Origin of the sequence: Alteromonas sp. K632G (assembly GCF_017653625.1) — a bacterium.
Classification (GTDB): Bacteria; Pseudomonadota; Gammaproteobacteria; order Enterobacterales; family Alteromonadaceae; genus Alteromonas; species Alteromonas naphthalenivorans.
In genome coordinates this window covers 56,258-73,785 of sequence record NZ_JAGGDM010000017.1, presented here as the reverse complement: position 1 = coordinate 73,785, position 17,528 = coordinate 56,258, and the positions used below count along the sequence as shown (strand labels likewise).

General features: G+C 43.7%; 17 protein-coding genes. 8 read left to right on the top strand and 9 right to left on the bottom strand.

Annotated elements, in window-relative coordinates; all coding sequences use genetic code 11:
- Position 1 precedes the first annotated feature (1 nt).
- The 6 genes from ftsA to mutT all read left to right on the top strand — a co-directional run bounded on the left by ftsA (position 2) and on the right by mutT (position 7,996).
- A complete protein-coding gene (gene ftsA / locus J5X92_RS16070; RefSeq protein WP_013782941.1) occupies positions 2-1,231 on the top strand; it encodes a cell division protein FtsA in 1,230 nt (409 codons plus the stop codon).
- A 102-nt stretch (positions 1,232-1,333) separates the two neighbouring features.
- A complete protein-coding gene (ftsZ, locus tag J5X92_RS16065; RefSeq protein WP_208806115.1) occupies positions 1,334-2,503 on the top strand; it encodes a cell division protein FtsZ in 1,170 nt (389 codons plus the stop codon).
- Between the two features lie 236 nt (positions 2,504-2,739).
- Complete coding sequence (gene lpxC, locus J5X92_RS16060) at positions 2,740-3,651, top strand: UDP-3-O-acyl-N-acetylglucosamine deacetylase (protein WP_126873778.1); 912 nt, start codon at positions 2,740-2,742, stop codon at positions 3,649-3,651.
- 204 nt (positions 3,652-3,855) lie between these two features.
- On the top strand, positions 3,856-4,734 hold the full coding sequence (locus tag J5X92_RS16055) for a M23 family metallopeptidase (RefSeq protein WP_126873777.1): 879 nt from the start codon (positions 3,856-3,858) through the stop codon (positions 4,732-4,734).
- 149 nt (positions 4,735-4,883) lie between these two features.
- The gene (gene secA / locus J5X92_RS16050) at positions 4,884-7,601 is read left to right on the top strand and encodes a preprotein translocase subunit SecA (RefSeq protein ID WP_013782945.1); all 2,718 of its coding nucleotides are present in this window, start codon (positions 4,884-4,886) and stop codon (positions 7,599-7,601) included.
- Complete coding sequence (gene mutT / locus J5X92_RS16045) at positions 7,601-7,996, top strand: 8-oxo-dGTP diphosphatase MutT (protein WP_013782946.1); 396 nt, start codon at positions 7,601-7,603, stop codon at positions 7,994-7,996. The genes secA and mutT overlap by 1 nt, the downstream gene beginning before the upstream one ends.
- A gap of 106 nt (positions 7,997-8,102) precedes the next feature.
- On the opposite strand, the gene J5X92_RS16040 is transcribed toward mutT, so the two are convergent.
- From J5X92_RS16040 to J5X92_RS16000, 9 genes are all read right to left on the bottom strand, one after another.
- Complete coding sequence (locus J5X92_RS16040) at positions 8,103-8,981, bottom strand: aspartoacylase (RefSeq protein ID WP_208806114.1); 879 nt, start codon at positions 8,979-8,981, stop codon at positions 8,103-8,105.
- Between the two features lie 10 nt (positions 8,982-8,991).
- Positions 8,992-9,219, bottom strand: a complete 228-nt coding sequence (gene yacG / locus J5X92_RS16035; RefSeq protein ID WP_129739866.1) for a DNA gyrase inhibitor YacG — start codon at positions 9,217-9,219, stop codon at positions 8,992-8,994.
- Positions 9,220-9,260: 41 nt separating this feature from the next.
- Complete coding sequence (gene zapD, locus J5X92_RS16030; RefSeq protein ID WP_208806113.1) at positions 9,261-10,013, bottom strand: cell division protein ZapD; 753 nt, start codon at positions 10,011-10,013, stop codon at positions 9,261-9,263.
- A 128-nt stretch (positions 10,014-10,141) separates the two neighbouring features.
- A complete protein-coding gene (coaE, locus tag J5X92_RS16025; protein WP_244360910.1) occupies positions 10,142-10,816 on the bottom strand; it encodes a dephospho-CoA kinase in 675 nt (224 codons plus the stop codon).
- Entirely contained in the window at positions 10,816-11,721 is a 906-nt protein-coding gene (locus tag J5X92_RS16020) for an A24 family peptidase (protein WP_208806112.1), read from the bottom strand. The genes coaE and J5X92_RS16020 overlap by 1 nt, the downstream gene beginning before the upstream one ends.
- A 109-nt stretch (positions 11,722-11,830) precedes the next feature.
- Positions 11,831-13,042, bottom strand: coding sequence for a type II secretion system F family protein (locus tag J5X92_RS16015; protein WP_208806111.1), 1,212 nt, complete (start codon positions 13,040-13,042; stop codon positions 11,831-11,833).
- Between the two features lie 89 nt (positions 13,043-13,131).
- On the bottom strand, positions 13,132-13,569 hold the full coding sequence (locus J5X92_RS16010) for a prepilin-type N-terminal cleavage/methylation domain-containing protein (protein ID WP_208806110.1): 438 nt from the start codon (positions 13,567-13,569) through the stop codon (positions 13,132-13,134).
- Between the two features lie 363 nt (positions 13,570-13,932).
- The gene (gene nadC, locus J5X92_RS16005) at positions 13,933-14,787 is read right to left on the bottom strand and encodes a carboxylating nicotinate-nucleotide diphosphorylase (RefSeq protein ID WP_208806109.1); all 855 of its coding nucleotides are present in this window, start codon (positions 14,785-14,787) and stop codon (positions 13,933-13,935) included.
- Between the two features lie 18 nt (positions 14,788-14,805).
- The gene (locus tag J5X92_RS16000; protein WP_126873769.1) at positions 14,806-15,336 is read right to left on the bottom strand and encodes a TIGR02281 family clan AA aspartic protease; all 531 of its coding nucleotides are present in this window, start codon (positions 15,334-15,336) and stop codon (positions 14,806-14,808) included.
- 676 nt (positions 15,337-16,012) lie between these two features.
- On the opposite strand from J5X92_RS16000, the gene ampD reads away from it, so the two are divergent.
- Together ampD and ampE are read left to right on the top strand one after the other, a co-directional pair.
- Complete coding sequence (gene ampD, locus J5X92_RS15995; RefSeq protein ID WP_208806108.1) at positions 16,013-16,573, top strand: 1,6-anhydro-N-acetylmuramyl-L-alanine amidase AmpD; 561 nt, start codon at positions 16,013-16,015, stop codon at positions 16,571-16,573.
- 62 nt (positions 16,574-16,635) lie between these two features.
- Positions 16,636-17,505 carry a beta-lactamase regulator AmpE gene (gene ampE, locus J5X92_RS15990; protein ID WP_208806107.1) on the top strand — a complete coding sequence of 290 codons (870 nt, stop codon included), beginning with the start codon at positions 16,636-16,638 and terminating at the stop codon, positions 17,503-17,505.
- Positions 17,506-17,528 lie beyond the last annotated feature (23 nt).

The following is a 17,528-nucleotide window of genomic DNA, read 5'->3' as shown; positions in this document are numbered from 1 at the left end:
CATGTCAAAACCTGCTGAACGTAATTTAATTGTAGGCTTAGATATAGGCACTAGCCAGGTAAAGGCTGTGGTGGGCGAGCTGTTAGACGACGATCAAATCAGTATTGTCGGTGTCGGTACGCATGCCGCAAAAGGCATGGATAAAGGCGGCGTAAATGACTTAAACCTTGTGGTTAAGTCGGTGCAACGTGCGGTAAATGAGATGGAGCTAATGGCAGATTGCCGTGTTTCTTCAGTGTTCATGTCTATTTCAGGCCGTCACGTAAAATGCCAAAACGAAAACGGTATGGTGCCGATTAACAACCAAGAAGTAACCCAAGAAGATGTAGATAACGTTATTCACGCAGCACGTAGTGTTCCTATTGCAGCTGAACGCAGGTTACTTCATGTTTTACCACAAGAATTTACTATTGATGTGCAAGAAGGAATTAAGAACCCAATTGGCATGTCAGGCGTAAGAATGGAAGCTGATGCACACATTATTACCTGTGCAGACGATATGGCGAAAAATTTAGTGAAGTGTGTTGAGCGCTGCGAACTAAACGCCGACCAATTGATATTTTCAGCATTGGCATCAAGTTATGCTGTGCTAACGGACGATGAACGTGAATTAGGCGTGTGTGTAGTCGATATTGGTGGTGGCACCATGGATATCGTTATTTACACAGATGGTGCCATTAGGCATACCGCTGTTATCCCTGTTGCCGGTAATCAGATTACCAGCGACATCGCTAAGATTTTCCGTACGCCAATTAGCAACGCAGAAGAGATTAAAGTTAATTATGCCTGCGCGCTGAAAGACATGGTCAGTATGGAAGAAAGTATTGAGGTGCCCAGTGTAGGCGGGCGTGCCGCGCGAGTCATGTCGCGACATACGCTAGCTGAAGTGATTGAGCCTCGATACCAAGAACTTTTTGAACTGGTACATGATGAAATTCGTGCCAGTGGTCTGGAAGAGCAAATTGCCGCCGGCTTAGTGCTAACTGGTGGTACCGCCAAAATGGAAGGTGCGGTTGAATTTGCCGAGGAAATTTTCCAGATGCCTGTGAGAGTAGGCAATCCAATCAACGTTAAAGGCTTGTCTGAATACGTTGATGATGCAGGATTTGCAACCGTCGTAGGGCTTCTGCAATACGGCAAAGTGCAAGCAGATAATAAGAAGTCCAGTAAGCAGAAACCTGGTGAGAGTTTATTTCATCGCGTGCAAAGCTGGTTTAAAGGTGAATTTTAATTTTTTGGGGTCGCTATAGCTACGGCATCACGATTGGCAGGATGCATATAATCGACTATGTGTCGTAGCGAAGCATAGAAGACGTACAACCGGAGAGTAAGTATGTTCGAATTAATGGATAGTCACGGCGAAGAAGCCGTAATCAAAGTCATCGGCGTTGGTGGCGGCGGCGGAAATGCAGTTGAGCACATGGTGTCTCAAAGCATTGAAGGCGTGGAGTTTATTGCGATAAACACCGACGCGCAGGTACTACGCAGCTCAAATGCTGACGTTACCTTACAAATTGGTTCAAGTGTTACTAAAGGTTTAGGCGCAGGCGCCGATCCTAACATTGGACGCGATGCTGCACACGAAGACAGAGAAACCATTCGCCAGGCATTAGATGGCGCAGATATGGTTTTCATCACCGCTGGTATGGGTGGTGGTACAGGTACGGGTGCAGCACCTGAAGTAGCGAAAATTGCTCGTGAAATGGGAATTCTTACTGTGGCTGTTGTTACCAAGCCATTTCCATTTGAAGGCAAAAAGCGTACTACGTTTGCAGAGCAGGGTATTGTTGAACTGGCTAACAACGTAGATTCACTTATCACTATTCCAAACGAGAAATTGTTAAAAGTGATGGGGCCAGGTACGCCTTTACTTCAAGCATTCAGCGCAGCGAACGACGTATTACGTGGTGCTGTTCAGGGGATTGCAGAGCTAATTACTCGCCCTGGATTGATCAACGTGGATTTCGCCGACGTACGTACAGTAATGTCTGAGATGGGTAAAGCCATGATGGGTAGTGGTTCAGCAAGTGGTCCAGATCGTGCTGAAGAAGCCTCTGAATCAGCAATTGCAAGTCCGCTACTTGAAGATATCGATTTATCAGGTGCGCGCGGTATTCTTGTGAATATCACAGCCGGCCCAGATTTTGCTATCGACGAGTTTGAAACTGTTGGTAACGCTGTTAAAGCATTTGCTTCTGAAAATGCGACAGTGGTTGTGGGTACCGTTATTGACATGGAAATGACAGATGAGCTTCGCGTAACGGTTGTTGCAACCGGTATTGGCGCAGAGCGCAAGCCTGACATTTCACTAGTAAGCTCAGAAGGTTCGCGTTTAACTACGCCAGCTAAAGAGTACGGTAGCACAACAGCGTCTGAACCTCGTTCAGCATGGGTTGGCAGTACTGAAGGCAACCAAGCACTTAAAGCTGAAGATGAAGCGCAACCTGGTAATGATTTAGAGTATCTAGACATTCCAGCGTTTTTGCGTAAGCAAGCAGACTAATTCACCTCGCTGAAATTGAAGTGAATTTTTCTGAAATACCGTTGTCAGAACGGTATTAAGGGCACTATATGTCTGGTAGGTTTTAAACTGGAATTTTTCCAGGTTAGTGACCAGAGTGGCTACTTGCGCGTAAAATTTTGGATTCGCGAATGGTCGAAATTGCGTATTTTTTGACAAATGAGTGGTAAGTCACTATAATTCGCGACCGCTTTTTTTATAGGTAAAAGCATAAGCAGATGATTAGACAACGTACAATCAAGCACCCGGTGCAAGAAACCGGAATTGGGCTTCATAAAGGGGAAAAGGTCACAATGACTCTCCGGCCTGCGCCTGCAAACACGGGAATTGTGTTTAGGCGTGTTGACCTTGAACCTCATGTTGATATTCCATCGCGTGCAAACGCAGTGGGTAATACCATGCTGTGTACCTGTTTGAATAATGAAGACGGCGTAACGATTCAAACCGTTGAACATTTGGCATCTGCGCTTGCAGGGCTTGGTATCGACAATATCATTGTTGAAGTTGATAGCAACGAGCTGCCTATTATGGATGGTAGTGCCAGCCCCTTCGTATTCTTGCTTCAATCAGCAGGAATAGAAGAGTTGAATGCCCTTAAGCGATTTATCCGTATTAAGAAAACCGTTCGCGTTGAAGATGGCGATAAGTGGGCCGAACTAGTGCCTTATGATGGTTTCCGTGTCGACTTCCAAATTGACTTCGATCACCCAGTTATCAGCCAAACTCGTCAGCATATGACCATGGATTTCGATTCATGTTCTTATGTGAACGAAGTAAGCCGTGCACGTACCTTCGGTTTTATGCGCGACCTTGAATACATGAATGCTAACAACTTAGCGTTAGGCGGCAGCATGGAAAATGCGGTTGCTCTTGATGAATTTCGCGTGTTGAACCCCGAAGGTTTACGTTACGACGACGAATTTTTAAAGCATAAAATTTTAGATGCTATTGGTGATTTGTATTTAGGTGGGCATAGCCTTATTGGTGAATTGCGCGCTTACAAAACAGGTCACGGCTTAAACAATAAACTATTGAACGCCGTGCTTGCGCAGAAAGACTGCTGGGAATTTATAACCTACGATTCTCAAGACGAAGCACCTATACGTTACGCTCAACCAGTATTAGCGTAAACCGGTATATAAAAAGCCGCCTACATGGCGGCTTTTTTTCGTTTAGCTTTTAGACTAAACAATGATAAAGTAAGCAATCTATATAATTATAATTAATGTGCCATAACTTTTTTACTTCTCAGCTCGGCTTCAGCCGTGTCTATGTTTGTTAGCAAACAGGTATTAGAAGTTCACTGAGCACGACAGAAATTTCCTATTTGTGGTATGAAGCTAACAATAACGCTATCAGGCAAGAACAAACGCTATCGTCATAGCATCAGTGTACGTACGCTGGTGAGCGCGACCGTGTTGTCGTCGATATTTATGTTAGTGTCTAGTCGTTCCACAGAATCTGTGTCTGAAGATGTAGCTAGGGTTCGCCTAGCACAATCTGAAGTGAATGAAACGCAACAAGACGTTGAAGCACTTAAACAACAGACCACCATTAAATTACAAACTTTGATTTCCCATATTGCCGAGCTTTCAGCACAAGCGTCTATGCTCGATGGTAAAGGAAAGCAGATAGCAACAGAATTAGGTATGACAGCGGCTGACCTGGACGCTTTCGTACCGGTATCGATACCGGACAACCTCCAAGATGATCCCTTACTCAGCGAGATTAATAAGCTTCAGCAATCTCTCGACGTAAAATCTCAGCAGCTTTCTATGCTTGAAAGTTTGGTGAGGGGTCACCATATCCATGAGCAGAGTCAATTATCTGGTCGACCGATAGCATCGGGATGGTTGTCATCTTATTATGGTATGCGCGCCGACCCCTTCACTGGTGAAACAGCTATGCACAAAGGCTTAGATTTCGCGGGTAAAGCGGGTGATGACGTTTTAGCTACTGCAGCAGGTATTGTTACCTGGGCGGGCGAACGTAGCGGTTACGGGCATCTAGTAGAAATAGAACATGGTGATGGTTTTATTACCCGTTATGGGCATAATGAAACGTTATCTGTCTCAATAGGCGACGTGGTGACCAAGGGTCAAGCTATCGCTAAAATGGGTAATACGGGGCGCTCTACGGGCGTTCATGTTCACTACGAAGTAATAAGAAACGGTAAGCAAATCGATCCTCTGCCATACGTTTATAAAAAATAAACACGGCAGCAGCCAGGTAAGTAAGCGTTCAGCTTACGCAACAATTAGTTATCGCTTGGCATTATCTTTAGAGGTAGTGTCTTTTACGTTTAATCGCAGCTGTGCTCTTACCGTGCGGCGTCTCGACAAGTAGTGGAAATAACAAGCTAATGTTTTCAAGCATCCTTAGAAAAGTGTTCGGTAGCCGAAACGACCGTCTATTAAAAAAATTACAAAAAAATGTAGATGCCATCAATGCACTGGAAGCAGAGTATGAACAGCTTTCTGATGAGGCGTTAAAAGCAAAAACGGCTGAGTTTAAACAGCGAATCGAAAAAGGCGAAAGCCTTGAAGATCTCATGTACGAAGCTTTTGCTACCGTACGTGAAGCGAGTAAACGTGTGTACGGCATGCGCCACTTCGACGTGCAAATGTTAGGCGGCCAGGTATTACACGAAGGTAAAATTTCAGAAATGCGTACCGGTGAAGGTAAAACCCTTACCGCTACCTTGCCAACTTATTTAAACGCTCTGTCTGGTAAAGGTGTTCATGTTATTACCGTGAATGATTACCTTGCTAAGCGTGATGCTGAATGGGCAAACCAGCTGTTCACTTTCTTGGGTATGCGTGTAGGTTGTAACGTACCTGGTATGGCGCACGAGCAAAAGCGTGACGCTTACCAAGCTGACGTTACCTATGGTACAAACAACGAATTCGGCTTTGATTATTTGCGTGACAACATGGCGTTTAGCCCGCAAGACCGCGTTCAGCGCCCACTTAACTTTGCTGTAGTGGATGAAGTAGATTCAATCCTAATTGATGAAGCCCGTACTCCGCTTATTATTTCAGGCCAAGCAGAAGACAGTTCTGAACTTTACCGCCGTATTAATTTAGTTATACCTGAATTGATTCAGCAAGAAGAAGAAGACGAAGAAGGCAAAGAAGGCGACGGTGATTACACTATCGACCTTAAAGCGAAACAAATTCATTTAACTGAACGTGGCCAGGGCCATGTAGAAGAAATTTTGCATCGTGCAGGCGTATTGCCAGAAGGCGAATCGTTATTTGCTGCGGGTAATATCTCATTACTTCACCACATTAACGCAGCCCTTCGTGCACACAAATTGTTTTCAAAAGATGTAGATTACATCGTTAAAGAAGACCAAATCGTTATTGTTGATGAGCATACTGGTCGTACAATGGAAGGTCGTCGTTGGTCTGAAGGTTTACACCAAGCTGTTGAAGCAAAAGAAGGTGTGAAGATTCAAAATGAGAACCAAACCTTAGCGTCTATTACTTTCCAAAACTACTTCCGCTTGTACAACAAACTTGCGGGTATGACAGGTACTGCCGATACGGAAGCGTTCGAATTCCAGCATATATACAGCCTAGAAACGGTTGTATTGCCGACCAACAAACCTATGCAGCGTAAAGATAAGGCCGACCTTATCTATTTAACGGCAGAAGAAAAATACGATGCTATTGTAGAAGATATCAAAGCATGTGTTGAGCGCGGTCAGCCTACCTTGGTAGGGACAGTATCGATTGAAAACTCTGAGTTGTTGTCTCGGGTACTTAAGAAAAGCAAAATTCCCCATAAAGTACTTAACGCTAAGTTCCACGAACACGAAGCCGATATTGTTGCTCAAGCCGGTAAGCCAGGTGCGGTAACTATAGCGACTAACATGGCAGGTCGTGGAACGGATATTGTGCTTGGCGGTAACTGGCAAGCAGAAATCGAAAAAATCGAAAACCCTACTCAAGCACAAATCGATAAGATTAAGGCTGAGTGGAAAGTACGCCATGACGCCGTTCTAGCATCAGGCGGTTTGCATATCATTGGTACAGAGCGCCATGAATCTCGCCGTATCGATAATCAGCTGCGCGGTCGTTCAGGTCGTCAGGGTGATCCAGGTTCAAGCCGTTTTTACTTGTCTCTAGATGATGCCCTAATGCGTATTTTTGCCTCTGAAAAAATGGGCAACATGATGAAGCGCTTAGGGATGGAAAAAGGCGAAGCCATTGAACACCCATGGGTAACCCGCGCTATCGAAAACGCCCAACGTAAAGTAGAAGGTCGTAACTTCGATATTCGTAAGCAACTACTTGAATACGATGATGTGGCAAACGACCAACGTAAAGTGATTTATGAGCAGCGCAATGAGTTGCTTGATGAAGGCGACATTAGCGAAACCATCGCAGTAATCCGCGAAGACGTGGTAAGCGGTGTGGTTGATGAATATATTCCACCACAGTCTCTAGAAGAAATGTGGGATGTGAAAGGGTTAGAAGAGCGTTTACGCGCTGACTTCGCCGTAGACTTGCCTATTCAAAACTGGTTAGAAAGCGACGACAAACTTTATGAAGAAAAGCTTCGTGAGCGTATTCATGGTGAAGTAGTCGCTAGCTATAAAGAGAAAGAAGCGGTAGTGGGCGAACAAGTACTTCGTCAGTTTGAAAAAGCCGTGATGCTACAAAACCTAGACAGCCATTGGAAAGAACATTTGGCGGCCATGGATCACCTTCGTCAAGGTATTGGACTTCGCAGCTACGCGCAGAAAAATCCGAAGCAAGAATACAAGCGCGAGTCGTTTGCTTTGTTTTCACAAATGCTAGAAGCGTTGAAAGTTGAAGTGATTACGATTCTTTCACGTGTGAAAGTACAAGCTGAAGAAGACGTTGAGAAAGTTGAAGAGCAGCGTCGTCAAGCGGATAACGTGCCTAAGCAATTTGAGCACGAAAACGCGTCAGCTACTGAAGCACCGCCAGAAGCAGCTAGCGATAAAGTACGTACAGAGGTACGTGACGGCCCTAAAGTAGGTCGCAACGATCCTTGCCCTTGTGGTTCAGGCAAAAAATACAAGCAGTGCCACGGTAAATTAAGCTAATGAAAGTTGTACATGTTGCCGTTGGGGTAGTACGTCGCGGCACACAAGTGTTTATCAGCCTGCGGGCTGATAACGCCCATCAAGGCGGCAAGTGGGAATTTCCTGGCGGTAAAGTTGAAGATAATGAAACTGTACTTGATGCATTGCGCCGAGAGTTGCAAGAAGAGATTGGCATTCTAGTGCAGTCTAGCGAGCCTTTGCTTATCATTGAACATGATTATGGCGATAAGCTTGTTAAGCTTGATGTACATGCTGTGAGTGCGTTTAACGGTGAACCTGAAGGTAAGGAAAACCAACAAACACGCTGGGTTGAAGTAAGTGCATTGGAAGCTGGTGAATTTCCGGCAGCTAATGTGGCTATAATAGATGCGCTTCAACAGAAATATTCGAAGTAGCTGACGGCTTTTAGCCTAAAACACATACTTCAAAACAAAAAGGGCGGTCTTAATAGACCGCCCTTTTTTGTATCTGTGTCCCGTTTGAAATGCGGGCTTTAACGGCTTACAGCATAAGCCGTGTTGCAGTGGCAAAAGCCACATCTAGCTTGTGATAAGCCGCTTCGTTGATGAAGTGAGGATAGGTTTCCTGTGCTTCTTGCCATTCAATGTCTTTACCATCAAAGGTGCGAAATACCGGTGCACCTGGAATAAGCGGGGCGAAGTCGTTATCTTGCAATGAGTGGTGGATCATCGCAGTACGTTTACCCTCGGCACTAAGTGGGAATTTAATATTTTCCCCTAGTCTAAACACCTCGCACTCAGCGTATTGTTCAAGGCTATCTGTGTTATACGCTTGGCAAAAATCCAGAATAACTTCAGCCATGGTTTGGGTAAGCAAATAAACGTCTTCTCGCAACACACCTTGAGGTTGTGCGCCTACCTCAATCATTACGCCACGTTTGCCCGTGGTACACAAATAACCGTGCTCTAAATACGGTTTTTCATCTTCTAAAAGAATGTTCGCTTCAGGCATATGATGCTTCACAAATCGCGCGAGCTGAATATGGAAATCATCAGCTTCTAAAATGATTAGCGTTGCACCCATGTTACTGGTGGTGTTGTGAATATCAATTACCAAGTCAGTTGTAGAATTGCCTTTAGGGCCAAATTGCTGGTTAAGCTTTTTGGCTAGCTTCGCCTCTTTAGCATCGCTGGAATTGCTTAAGGCTTCTAGGGTGAACTGACGATTCAAATCTTCTTCAACAAATCGCACATTAGCGCTTAGGGCGTCAGGGTTAGCAATGGTAAGCGACACGTCCAGTGATGAATAGCGCGATGATAGCGCATCAGAGAACCCTTCAGATTGCCAGTTATGAATAAGTTGAATACCACTGGTTTCATTACCATGTGTTCCACCAACAAGCGCAATTTTATTAATCATATACTTCCTATTAGTGTTTGAAAAAGTCGTCAGATTGCTTAGCAAGCATTGCTTCTATTTCTTCAATGTCGACTTCTTTAGCGGAAGGCTGTTCAGATGGTTTTGCAGCAATTTTGTGTTCTTCAGAAGCCCATTCACCTAAATCAATAAGTTGACATTTTTTACTACAAAAAGGGCGAAACTCGCTATCACTATTCCAAGGAACCGACTTCGCACAAGTTGGGCAATTTACAACCATGAATCACTCCAGTGGCAGATTAGGTTTTCGATAGGCGTAGTTTAACAGGCTGCTAGTTTAAACTGAATATTAGATTCAACAGCCGCGTTTTGGCCTTGTGCAGGAGAAAACCATAAAAAGCGCAAGGCATAGCGGTATTTATTGCCGCTAAGGGTAGGGTAGTAACCTTCATCTACACGGCATTTTATGCGGATAAGCTCGTTTTTATCTTCAGCCGCACCTTGGTAAAAACCATTGTCTGCAGTAACCGTTTTGAATTGTCCGCGTTCACGAATAAACGACAGGCTAACGGCTATGGTGTCGTCTAATAAACTCAAGGTTTCAAGCCATTGACCAATTTCTTGTTGGCGCACCTCGGCAGGTTGCTGAAGCCAAAAGTGAAGGTTGGGTAGGTCAAAGCTACAAGAACCGCCTGGAATAGCGAAGCGCTGCCTAATCGCACTTAGCAGCTTATCTTCTTTAAGCGCGCTGCCAAAGCGACGGTCGGTTTTAAGCTTTTGCTTAAGGTTCACTATGGTTTTAAGTGCCTGATCTAGCGCGGCACTGTCTATCTTAGGGTGCTGTGACCAGTAAACGAGATTTTTTTCGTGGGCATCTAAATCTTTGCTCATGTCTGAGCGTAAATCCAGTCGCTCAATCAAATCGAGTAACTCAAATAACTGTTCAAAGAAAACCATTTGCAGCGGCACACTGTCAGATTTCGCAGTGCTTTTTAATTGCCCAAGAAGCTGCTCTACGCGCAGATAGTTACGCACTTTTTCCTTTAGGGGGAATTCGAATACAGCTTCGCTCATGGATATCCTTAAAACACATAGACTTAACCCTAAAGCCTAATGCATGAACTGCCCTAAGCCAAGCCTACTTTCATAATCAATTAAACTTTTGACGAGTTTTAAGGAAAAAAGTTGCAGTAAAACCGAATTTACGAAGAATTTTCGTTATTTGCACTGTATTTACGGGTGTACTCGTTATGTAGCGCGATAACTTGCTCATTGAGGAACTCAATAGTTTTACTATTATCGATGACATCGTCTGCAGCGGCTAATCGTTCTTTTCTAGTCGCTTGCGATGCCATAATATTTTCAATTAGTTGCTTGGTACTGCCATCGCGTTGCATGGCTCGTTCAAGCTGCATTGATTCGGGGCAATCTACCACAATTATTCGGTCGCATAATTCACTAAGGTTTCCCTCAATTAGTAAGGGAACCGATAAAATACAATAATGGCTAGTCGCGTCAGCTATTTGTTGAAGCATAGTGTTGCGAATAAGCGGATGTAACAATTGATTGAGCCATTGTTTTTCTTCGCTGTTATTAAAAACTTGTTCTCGTAAAGCGGCTCTGTTCAGAGTGCCGTCTTCTAACAAAATAGCGTGGCCAAAATGCTCGGTTATTTTAGTTAACCCTTCACTGCCAAGGGTAACAACCTCTCTAGCCACTTCATCGGCGTCAATAATATCAATACCTAACGCTGCGAATTTATTCGTAGCGGCAGACTTTCCACTACCAATTCCGCCGGTAAGGCCAATCACGATTTTATCGCTTTTATTCGAAGGCCTCTTTGGTTCTGCTTCGGCTGTTCTTTTAGTTACTGCCATTACTGCAGTGCCCATTTTAAATAGAGGGTAATAATCGTATCTTTATAAAATAAGGTTATCCAACCAGCAACGGCTAAATAGGGCCCGAACGGGATAGCCAATGATTTTCCTTTGTTTTGGAACATCATAATGGCAATGCCAGCAATAGCCCCTGCGATTGAAGACAGTAAGATGATGATAGGTAAGCCCTGCCAGCCAGTGAAGGCGCCAAGAGCTGCTAATATTTTAAAGTCACCATATCCCATGCCTTCCTTTCCAGTGACTATTTTAAACAACCAGAACACAGACCATAAACTTAAATATCCGGCGGCGGCACCAATAATGGCGTCAACAGGCCCAACAAATACCGATTGAGTACTAAGCACCAAGCCTAGCCAAAGCAAGGGAAGGGTAAGTTGGTCCGGTAGCAGCATTTTATCAAAATCGATAAAAATAAGGGCGATTAGAATATAAGTAAATATCACCGCCCATATTGCTTGAGGTGTAGGGCCAAAATAGTAGGCGGCGAATGTACAAGTTAGCGCTGTAAATAGTTCTACCAATGGGTAGCGAATAGAGATAGAGGTTTTACAGTTTGAACATTTTCCGCGAAGGAATAGATAACTAATGATAGGAATATTTTCCCAAGCCCGAATTTTATGACCGCAACTAGGGCAGGTGCTATCTGGCTTGGCCAAATTAAACGTTTCAGGAAGAGTTTGCTCACCAGCAGCTTGAATATTTTCATTTTCGCTATCTGTTTCACTAAAGTAATTGGCGTATTCCTGCTTCCAACTGTTTTCCATCATAATGGGCAAGCGATGAATAACCACATTTAAGAAGCTTCCTACCATTAAGCTAACTACGAAAACAAAGAGGTAGAATAACCACGGGTATAATTGGCTGGTAAGCAATATCGCTTCCATAAAATAGCGTTCTCTTTTTTATTTTAGTTAATAATGCAAAAAAGGCCTGCGCTGGGCAAGCCTAATCATGTGAAGTGTACAAACAAAACAAGTACCAGCTGGCAAAAAGTTATACCACATTACCCATTTCAAATATGGGAAGGTACATGGCGATGATAAGACCGCCAATCACTACGCCTAGCACAGCCATAATCATTGGCTCAAGCAGGCTGGTTAAACCATCGACCATATCATCCACTTCAGCTTCATATATGGTAGCTATTTTACTGAGCATTTCCTCAACCGAGCCAGACTCTTCACCAATGGCTACCATTTGCGTCACCATATCAGGAAATACATTGGTGGCCCGCATGGAGATATACATTGGCATACCGCCAGCCACTTCTTTTCTTATATATAAGATAGCCTCTCTAAATACAGCATTGCCGGAAGCCCCTGCAGCCGATTCAAGGGCGCCAATTAAAGGTACACCGGCAGCAAAGGTGGTTGCGAGAGTGCGAGTAAACCGTGCGATACTGGCTTTTTTGAGTATTTCCCCAATAACGGGAATTTTAAGAACCGCTTTATCAACTTTATCGCGGAAGCTTTGACTTTTTTTGTGAGCACGCATAAATAGGTAGCCAGCTATACCAATGCCAATGCCTATAAATATCCCGTAACTTTGCACAAAATTTGATATGGCCAGTACGAAGAGTGTAAAGGCAGGAAGCTGCGCCCCGAAACTACTAAAAATTTCTTCAAATTGTGGTACGACAAAAACTAGCAATATAGTGGTTACAATAAATGCCACCACGACAACCGCAATAGGGTAAAACATGGCCTTTTTAATTTTCGATTTTAGCGCTTCAGACTTTTCTTTATAGGTGGCTATTCGGTCGTAAATAGTTTCTAAAGCACCTGACTGTTCTCCGGTGTAAACCAAGTCGCAATACAAATCATCAAAATATTCAGGATGCGCGCGTAATGAATTTGAAAGAGGGTTACCAGAGCGTACTTCATTGGCAATTTCGTTAAGTAGTTTTCGCATTGATGCTTTAGCATGACCTTGCGCTACCATATCTAACGATTGAATAAGTGTTACACCAGCAGAGAGCATAGTGGCTATTTGGCGAGAAAAAACAGATATATCTGCAGCAGTAATTTTCTTCTCTCTAGCACCAAACAATGGTTTAGCAAATTTTTTAACTCTATTGGCTGATATACCTTGGCGTCGTAACAAGTTCTTCGCTTCGGATAGGGATGTGGCGGATATTTCACCTTTAAGCTTATTCCCTTTTCTATCTTTTCCTTGCCAAGTATAAGTGATAGCTGCTTTTGCCATATTAAAAACCTAATGCATAAAATCGATAGAGTGCGTTTAATAATACAAAAAAGCCCAGTCGAAACTGGGCTATTAAAAGTTTACTTTACTTAGCAAAGAGTTGTAGGGTCACATACAGTTGCCCAAGTTACCTTGCGCGAAGTGGCGTCAACAGTAGGGGTCATTTTGTAAGTTCCGTTACCTGTAATTGATGAGTCAGTAGCCTTAGTTGCTGTTATTACTCCGTCACTTACAGTAAGTCCCACAGTATTTGTTCCCGCGGAAACTGTAGCTGGAATGCCTTTAGAACCGGCGTCACAACCATCTAAAATCAGGATGGCAGTTGTACCGCTTTCAGTTTGCGCACAAACTTCAACCGCTGATTTCGCTGCTGCGGTTGCATTGACCACTTCAGTGAAGCGTGCTTTCTGGGTATAACCCTGATAAGCAGGTAAAGCGATTGCTGCCAAAATACCGATAATGGCAACAACGATCATAAGTTCGATTAGGGTGAAACCCTTTTGGTTTTTAGTTTTCATGTTCATCATGGTTTGCTCCGGGACGTGTATAGCACGTTAAGTTTAAATGTAATTCAAATTGACGTTTATACCCGAGTCGTCCTTAAACGTCCCTGGTACTTGAATCTAAGTATATAAATTAATTGGTCAGTGACAAGTATGCAGAAAAATACCTATGTCTGACTTTTTCAGTATGACACGTTCAAAAAGGGCTTTGCAGCCCTATGTTATTGAACTTTCGTATGAATTTACAACTTTCGTACGTATAGATAACTATACTAGCTAGAACAAAACCGATGAAACGTGCTTATAAAGTAGTAAAGTAGCTTTATACCTAAGCACGTCATTTGAACTGTTACATATGAAATTAACGCACGCTATTCGCAACCTTTTTTACGCTAAGTTAACCCTTAGCGACAAATCAATTGCTTTCACATTCTTGGTTAATGCACCAGATGAAATATAGTCTACACCCAGTGTTGCTAGCGACGATAACCGTTCATCGGTAATGTTACCTGACACTTCCAGTTTACATTGCCCTTGGGTTAGCGCTACTGCCTTTTGGATCTGTTCGTTGGTAAAGTTATCCAACATAACGATGTCAGCCCCTGCAAGAAGTGCTTGTTGTAATTCTTCCAAGCTTTCTACTTCTACTTCAACAGGCTTCCCAGGTTTCATTTCTTTAGCACGGCTTACTGCTTTCTTTATAGAGCCGCAGGAAAAAATGTGATTTTCTTTAATTAAGAACGCATCAAACAAACCAATACGATGATTTTGTCCCCCGCCACAATGCACAGCGTACTTCTGTGCCATGCGAAGGCCTGGTAGGGTTTTGCGTGTATCAAGAATTTTGGTGTTGCTTCCGGCAAGCAACTTCGCATAGCTGGCTGTGACGGTTGCCGTTGCTGAAAGGGTTTGCAGAAAATTAAGTGCTACCCGCTCGGCAGTAAGAATAGCGCGAGCCGAGCCTGTTAAAGTCAGTAGGGTAGTATCTGCTGCAACGGTATCGCCGTCTTTTACTTGCCATACTAATTCTAGGTGCTCATCAATTAACGCAAACGCTTGTTCAACCCAAGCTACGCCGCAAATAACGCATTGCTCACGGGTAATAATAGTAGCAGTCGCGTTTTCGCTTTCGTCTATTAAGTTCGCAGTAATATCGTTATGCGCGTTAAGCTCGCCACCTAAATCTTCAATAAGTGCGAGAGAAACTTGTTCGCGGATGGCGTTAATGTCGGGTGAAATCATGATGGCTGCTGTTTAGAATTAAAGGGTACGCAATATTAACCAATCTCCGCGCTGAGTAAACTCTAATTGCCGTAAAACGCTCATTCCAAGCAAGATATGCTCACTTTGCATACCGGGGTTTAGGTTTGCGCTAACATTGTTTAATACAATGTCGCCAATTCGAAGAGTATCAATACGTGATTCAGCAACGGTAACGGTTCCATTCGCTGTATTGGCCAAGCCTTTACGACCCGCTTGTAGTTGAAGTCTCTGGGCTAGATGGGCGGGAATAGACACATCGGTAGCGCCGGTATCTACCAAAAACACTACTTCTTCGCCATTAATAAAGCCTGAGGTCACGTAATGTCCTGCTCGGTTTTGCTTTAAGCGTACTTCGGTTTGTGACCCAATACGCTGTGATTGAGGTTCGCTATTAGGGTTAACTTGCTTATCGAGCAAGCCAGAAAAGACATAGACCAGCAGGCCAAACCCACAAATCCACGCCAGCACCACCATATACTTTGCCGCAGAATTCTCGCCCACAGAATCATCTTCACTCATATAAAACATCTCACTTCTTTTTATACGTTCTATTTATACCGCCTTTCTACGTATATATAAATGTATCGGCCTAACAAAAGGAGTTCGTACCCAGTGAAACTTTATGGAGTAAGGGGTAGCACTTTTTTCTTTTTCAAAAAACGCTCGCGATTATTAAGTGCAAGGTGAGTTTGAGGGTAAAGCCGTCTGCGCAATATCTCTTGAAACATTATTCACGCTCAATTCAAGTGGTCATTCGTCAAAGCAGTAAGGCAGCATCCATTTAAAACCTTATGCAGCAAGGAGCTGAATTCTTCTCTTTTTTAATATGTAACTTGCCTATTTAAGTGCAAGGTGAATTTGAGAGTAAAGCCATCTGCGCAATTTTTCTTGAAACATTATTAACGTTCAAATCAAGTGGTCATTCGTCAAAGCGGTAAGGCAGCATCCATTTAAAACTTTATGCAGCAGGGAGCTGCATTCTTCTCTTTTTTCAAATATGTAACTTGCCTATTTAAGTGCAAGGTGATTTTGAGGGTAAAGCCGTCTGCAGCATGGATGCTGCAGCCGAGCCTCCATGGATGGATTCACGGCGTGCTTTACCCTCAAACTCACCTTTCACCAGAAACGGCGTTTAGCTTGTGCCCTTGGGCAGCTGGTGTCACACTGTTATTAATGAAAACCACGTAACGAATCTTCAAATTATATGGTGTTATACAAGCCCGCGAAGCAAATTGATTGCCCCCATTATGATGAACGGCCCGACGAAAGCGATGTGAGCGTGTTGGTTATTCATAATATATCGCTGCCACCGTCGCAATTTGGTACATCAGGTATCCGTGAGTTGTTTACCGGTACGTTAAATCCTGATGAGCACCCGTTTTACAAAGAAATAGCAGGAATTAGGGTATCTGCCCATTGTGTAATTTACCGCAACGGTGAAATAGAGCAGTTTGTTCCCTTTAACAAGCGGGCGTGGCATGCAGGGTTATCGACATTTCAAGGTCGCTCTCGTTGTAACGACTTTACCATTGGTATTGAATTAGAAGGCACGGATACTCTGCCTTACACGGATGCTCAATATGAGCAACTATCGATATTGAGTAAGTTTATATTGCAACAGTACCCGCGAATTACGTTGGGTCGAATTGTGGGTCATAATGATATTGCGCCAGGGCGAAAGACCGACCCAGGTGTAGCGTTCGATTGGCCACGCTACAGACAGTCACTTGATGCAACTAACATATCAAGCAACACGATTATTTAAATCGGTAAGCAAGGCGATTATGCGTCTGCCTATTACCTATAATTCTACGGTAGGAAATAAACATGATACTAATGAGTTTACTGCTGGTATTAAGTCTTGAAAGGCTCATTACTAAAACGCCGGTATGGCACATAGAACGTTATGCAGTTGCCTATCAAAATTGGCTTTACGAGCGAAAATGGCTAGAAGAAGGCACGTCATCGATTGCTTTTTATTTATATATGTTGCTGCCAGCACTAATCATTGGGCTAATTGAGCATTGGCTGTTCGGCGCTTTTCTTACCTTTATTGAACAAAGTATCATTTTATTTATTTGTATAGGCTGCCCGGTATTGCGTGCCACATATAAGCAATTTTTGAACGCCGCAGACCGTGGCGATTTACAAGCTTGCAGTATGTACACCGACCAACTAGGGCATTGCGGTAGCAAGCGTGATAGCGACGGTACTGCCATGGCTGAGGGAAAAAGCTTCGGCCAACACCTTACTTGGCTGAACTATCAGCACTACGCTGCGGTCATGTTGTGGTTTATAGCATTTGGTGCACCGGGTGCCGTGTTCTACTGTTTCAGTAGAAGTGCCACTGAGCGTTTCTGTGCATCTCAACATCCATTAGCTATGGCGGCGGGCAAGTTAATGTACGCACTTGATTTTATACCGGTACGCATTACGGCGTTTGGCATGTTGATGATGGGGCATTTTTCCCGTGCACTTCCTCAATGGTTGAAAGACGGACTTTCACTTAATGTTCCCGCGTACGATTTGCTTACCCGAGTATCGTCAAAAGCCGAGATGTTAACGGCTGAAGAACGTCAAGCTCAGACAGAAAATGCAGCGGTAGAGCCTAAAGTGCTGGTCAAGTTAGCAAAACGTAATGTTATTTTTCTGCTTGTTATTACCTCTGCGCTAACCGTTGTTGGCACCCTTGCTTAACTATTTCAGTTAACAAACGTATT

What these genes read in the sequence shown, in the direction of transcription:
- ftsA (WP_013782941.1), top strand. Translation starts at nt 2, where the DNA reads ATGTCAAAACCTGCTGAACGTAATTTAATTGTAGGCTTAGATATAGGC.
- ftsZ (WP_208806115.1), top strand. Translation starts at nt 1,334, where the DNA reads ATGTTCGAATTAATGGATAGTCACGGCGAAGAAGCCGTAATCAAAGTC.
- lpxC (WP_126873778.1), top strand. Translation starts at nt 2,740, where the DNA reads ATGATTAGACAACGTACAATCAAGCACCCGGTGCAAGAAACCGGAATT.
- J5X92_RS16055 (WP_126873777.1), top strand. Translation starts at nt 3,856, where the DNA reads ATGAAGCTAACAATAACGCTATCAGGCAAGAACAAACGCTATCGTCAT.
- secA (WP_013782945.1), top strand. Translation starts at nt 4,884, where the DNA reads ATGTTTTCAAGCATCCTTAGAAAAGTGTTCGGTAGCCGAAACGACCGT.
- mutT (WP_013782946.1), top strand. Translation starts at nt 7,601, where the DNA reads ATGAAAGTTGTACATGTTGCCGTTGGGGTAGTACGTCGCGGCACACAA.
- J5X92_RS16040 (WP_208806114.1), bottom strand. Translation starts at nt 8,981, where the DNA reads ATGATTAATAAAATTGCGCTTGTTGGTGGAACACATGGTAATGAAACC.
- yacG (WP_129739866.1), bottom strand. Translation starts at nt 9,219, where the DNA reads ATGGTTGTAAATTGCCCAACTTGTGCGAAGTCGGTTCCTTGGAATAGT.
- zapD (WP_208806113.1), bottom strand. Translation starts at nt 10,013, where the DNA reads ATGAGCGAAGCTGTATTCGAATTCCCCCTAAAGGAAAAAGTGCGTAAC.
- coaE (WP_244360910.1), bottom strand. Translation starts at nt 10,816, where the DNA reads ATGGCAGTAACTAAAAGAACAGCCGAAGCAGAACCAAAGAGGCCTTCG.
- J5X92_RS16020 (WP_208806112.1), bottom strand. Translation starts at nt 11,721, where the DNA reads ATGGAAGCGATATTGCTTACCAGCCAATTATACCCGTGGTTATTCTAC.
- J5X92_RS16015 (WP_208806111.1), bottom strand. Translation starts at nt 13,042, where the DNA reads ATGGCAAAAGCAGCTATCACTTATACTTGGCAAGGAAAAGATAGAAAA.
- J5X92_RS16010 (WP_208806110.1), bottom strand. Translation starts at nt 13,569, where the DNA reads ATGATGAACATGAAAACTAAAAACCAAAAGGGTTTCACCCTAATCGAA.
- nadC (WP_208806109.1), bottom strand. Translation starts at nt 14,787, where the DNA reads ATGATTTCACCCGACATTAACGCCATCCGCGAACAAGTTTCTCTCGCA.
- J5X92_RS16000 (WP_126873769.1), bottom strand. Translation starts at nt 15,336, where the DNA reads ATGTTTTATATGAGTGAAGATGATTCTGTGGGCGAGAATTCTGCGGCA.
- ampD (WP_208806108.1), top strand. Translation starts at nt 16,013, where the DNA reads ATGGTGTTATACAAGCCCGCGAAGCAAATTGATTGCCCCCATTATGAT.
- ampE (WP_208806107.1), top strand. Translation starts at nt 16,636, where the DNA reads ATGATACTAATGAGTTTACTGCTGGTATTAAGTCTTGAAAGGCTCATT.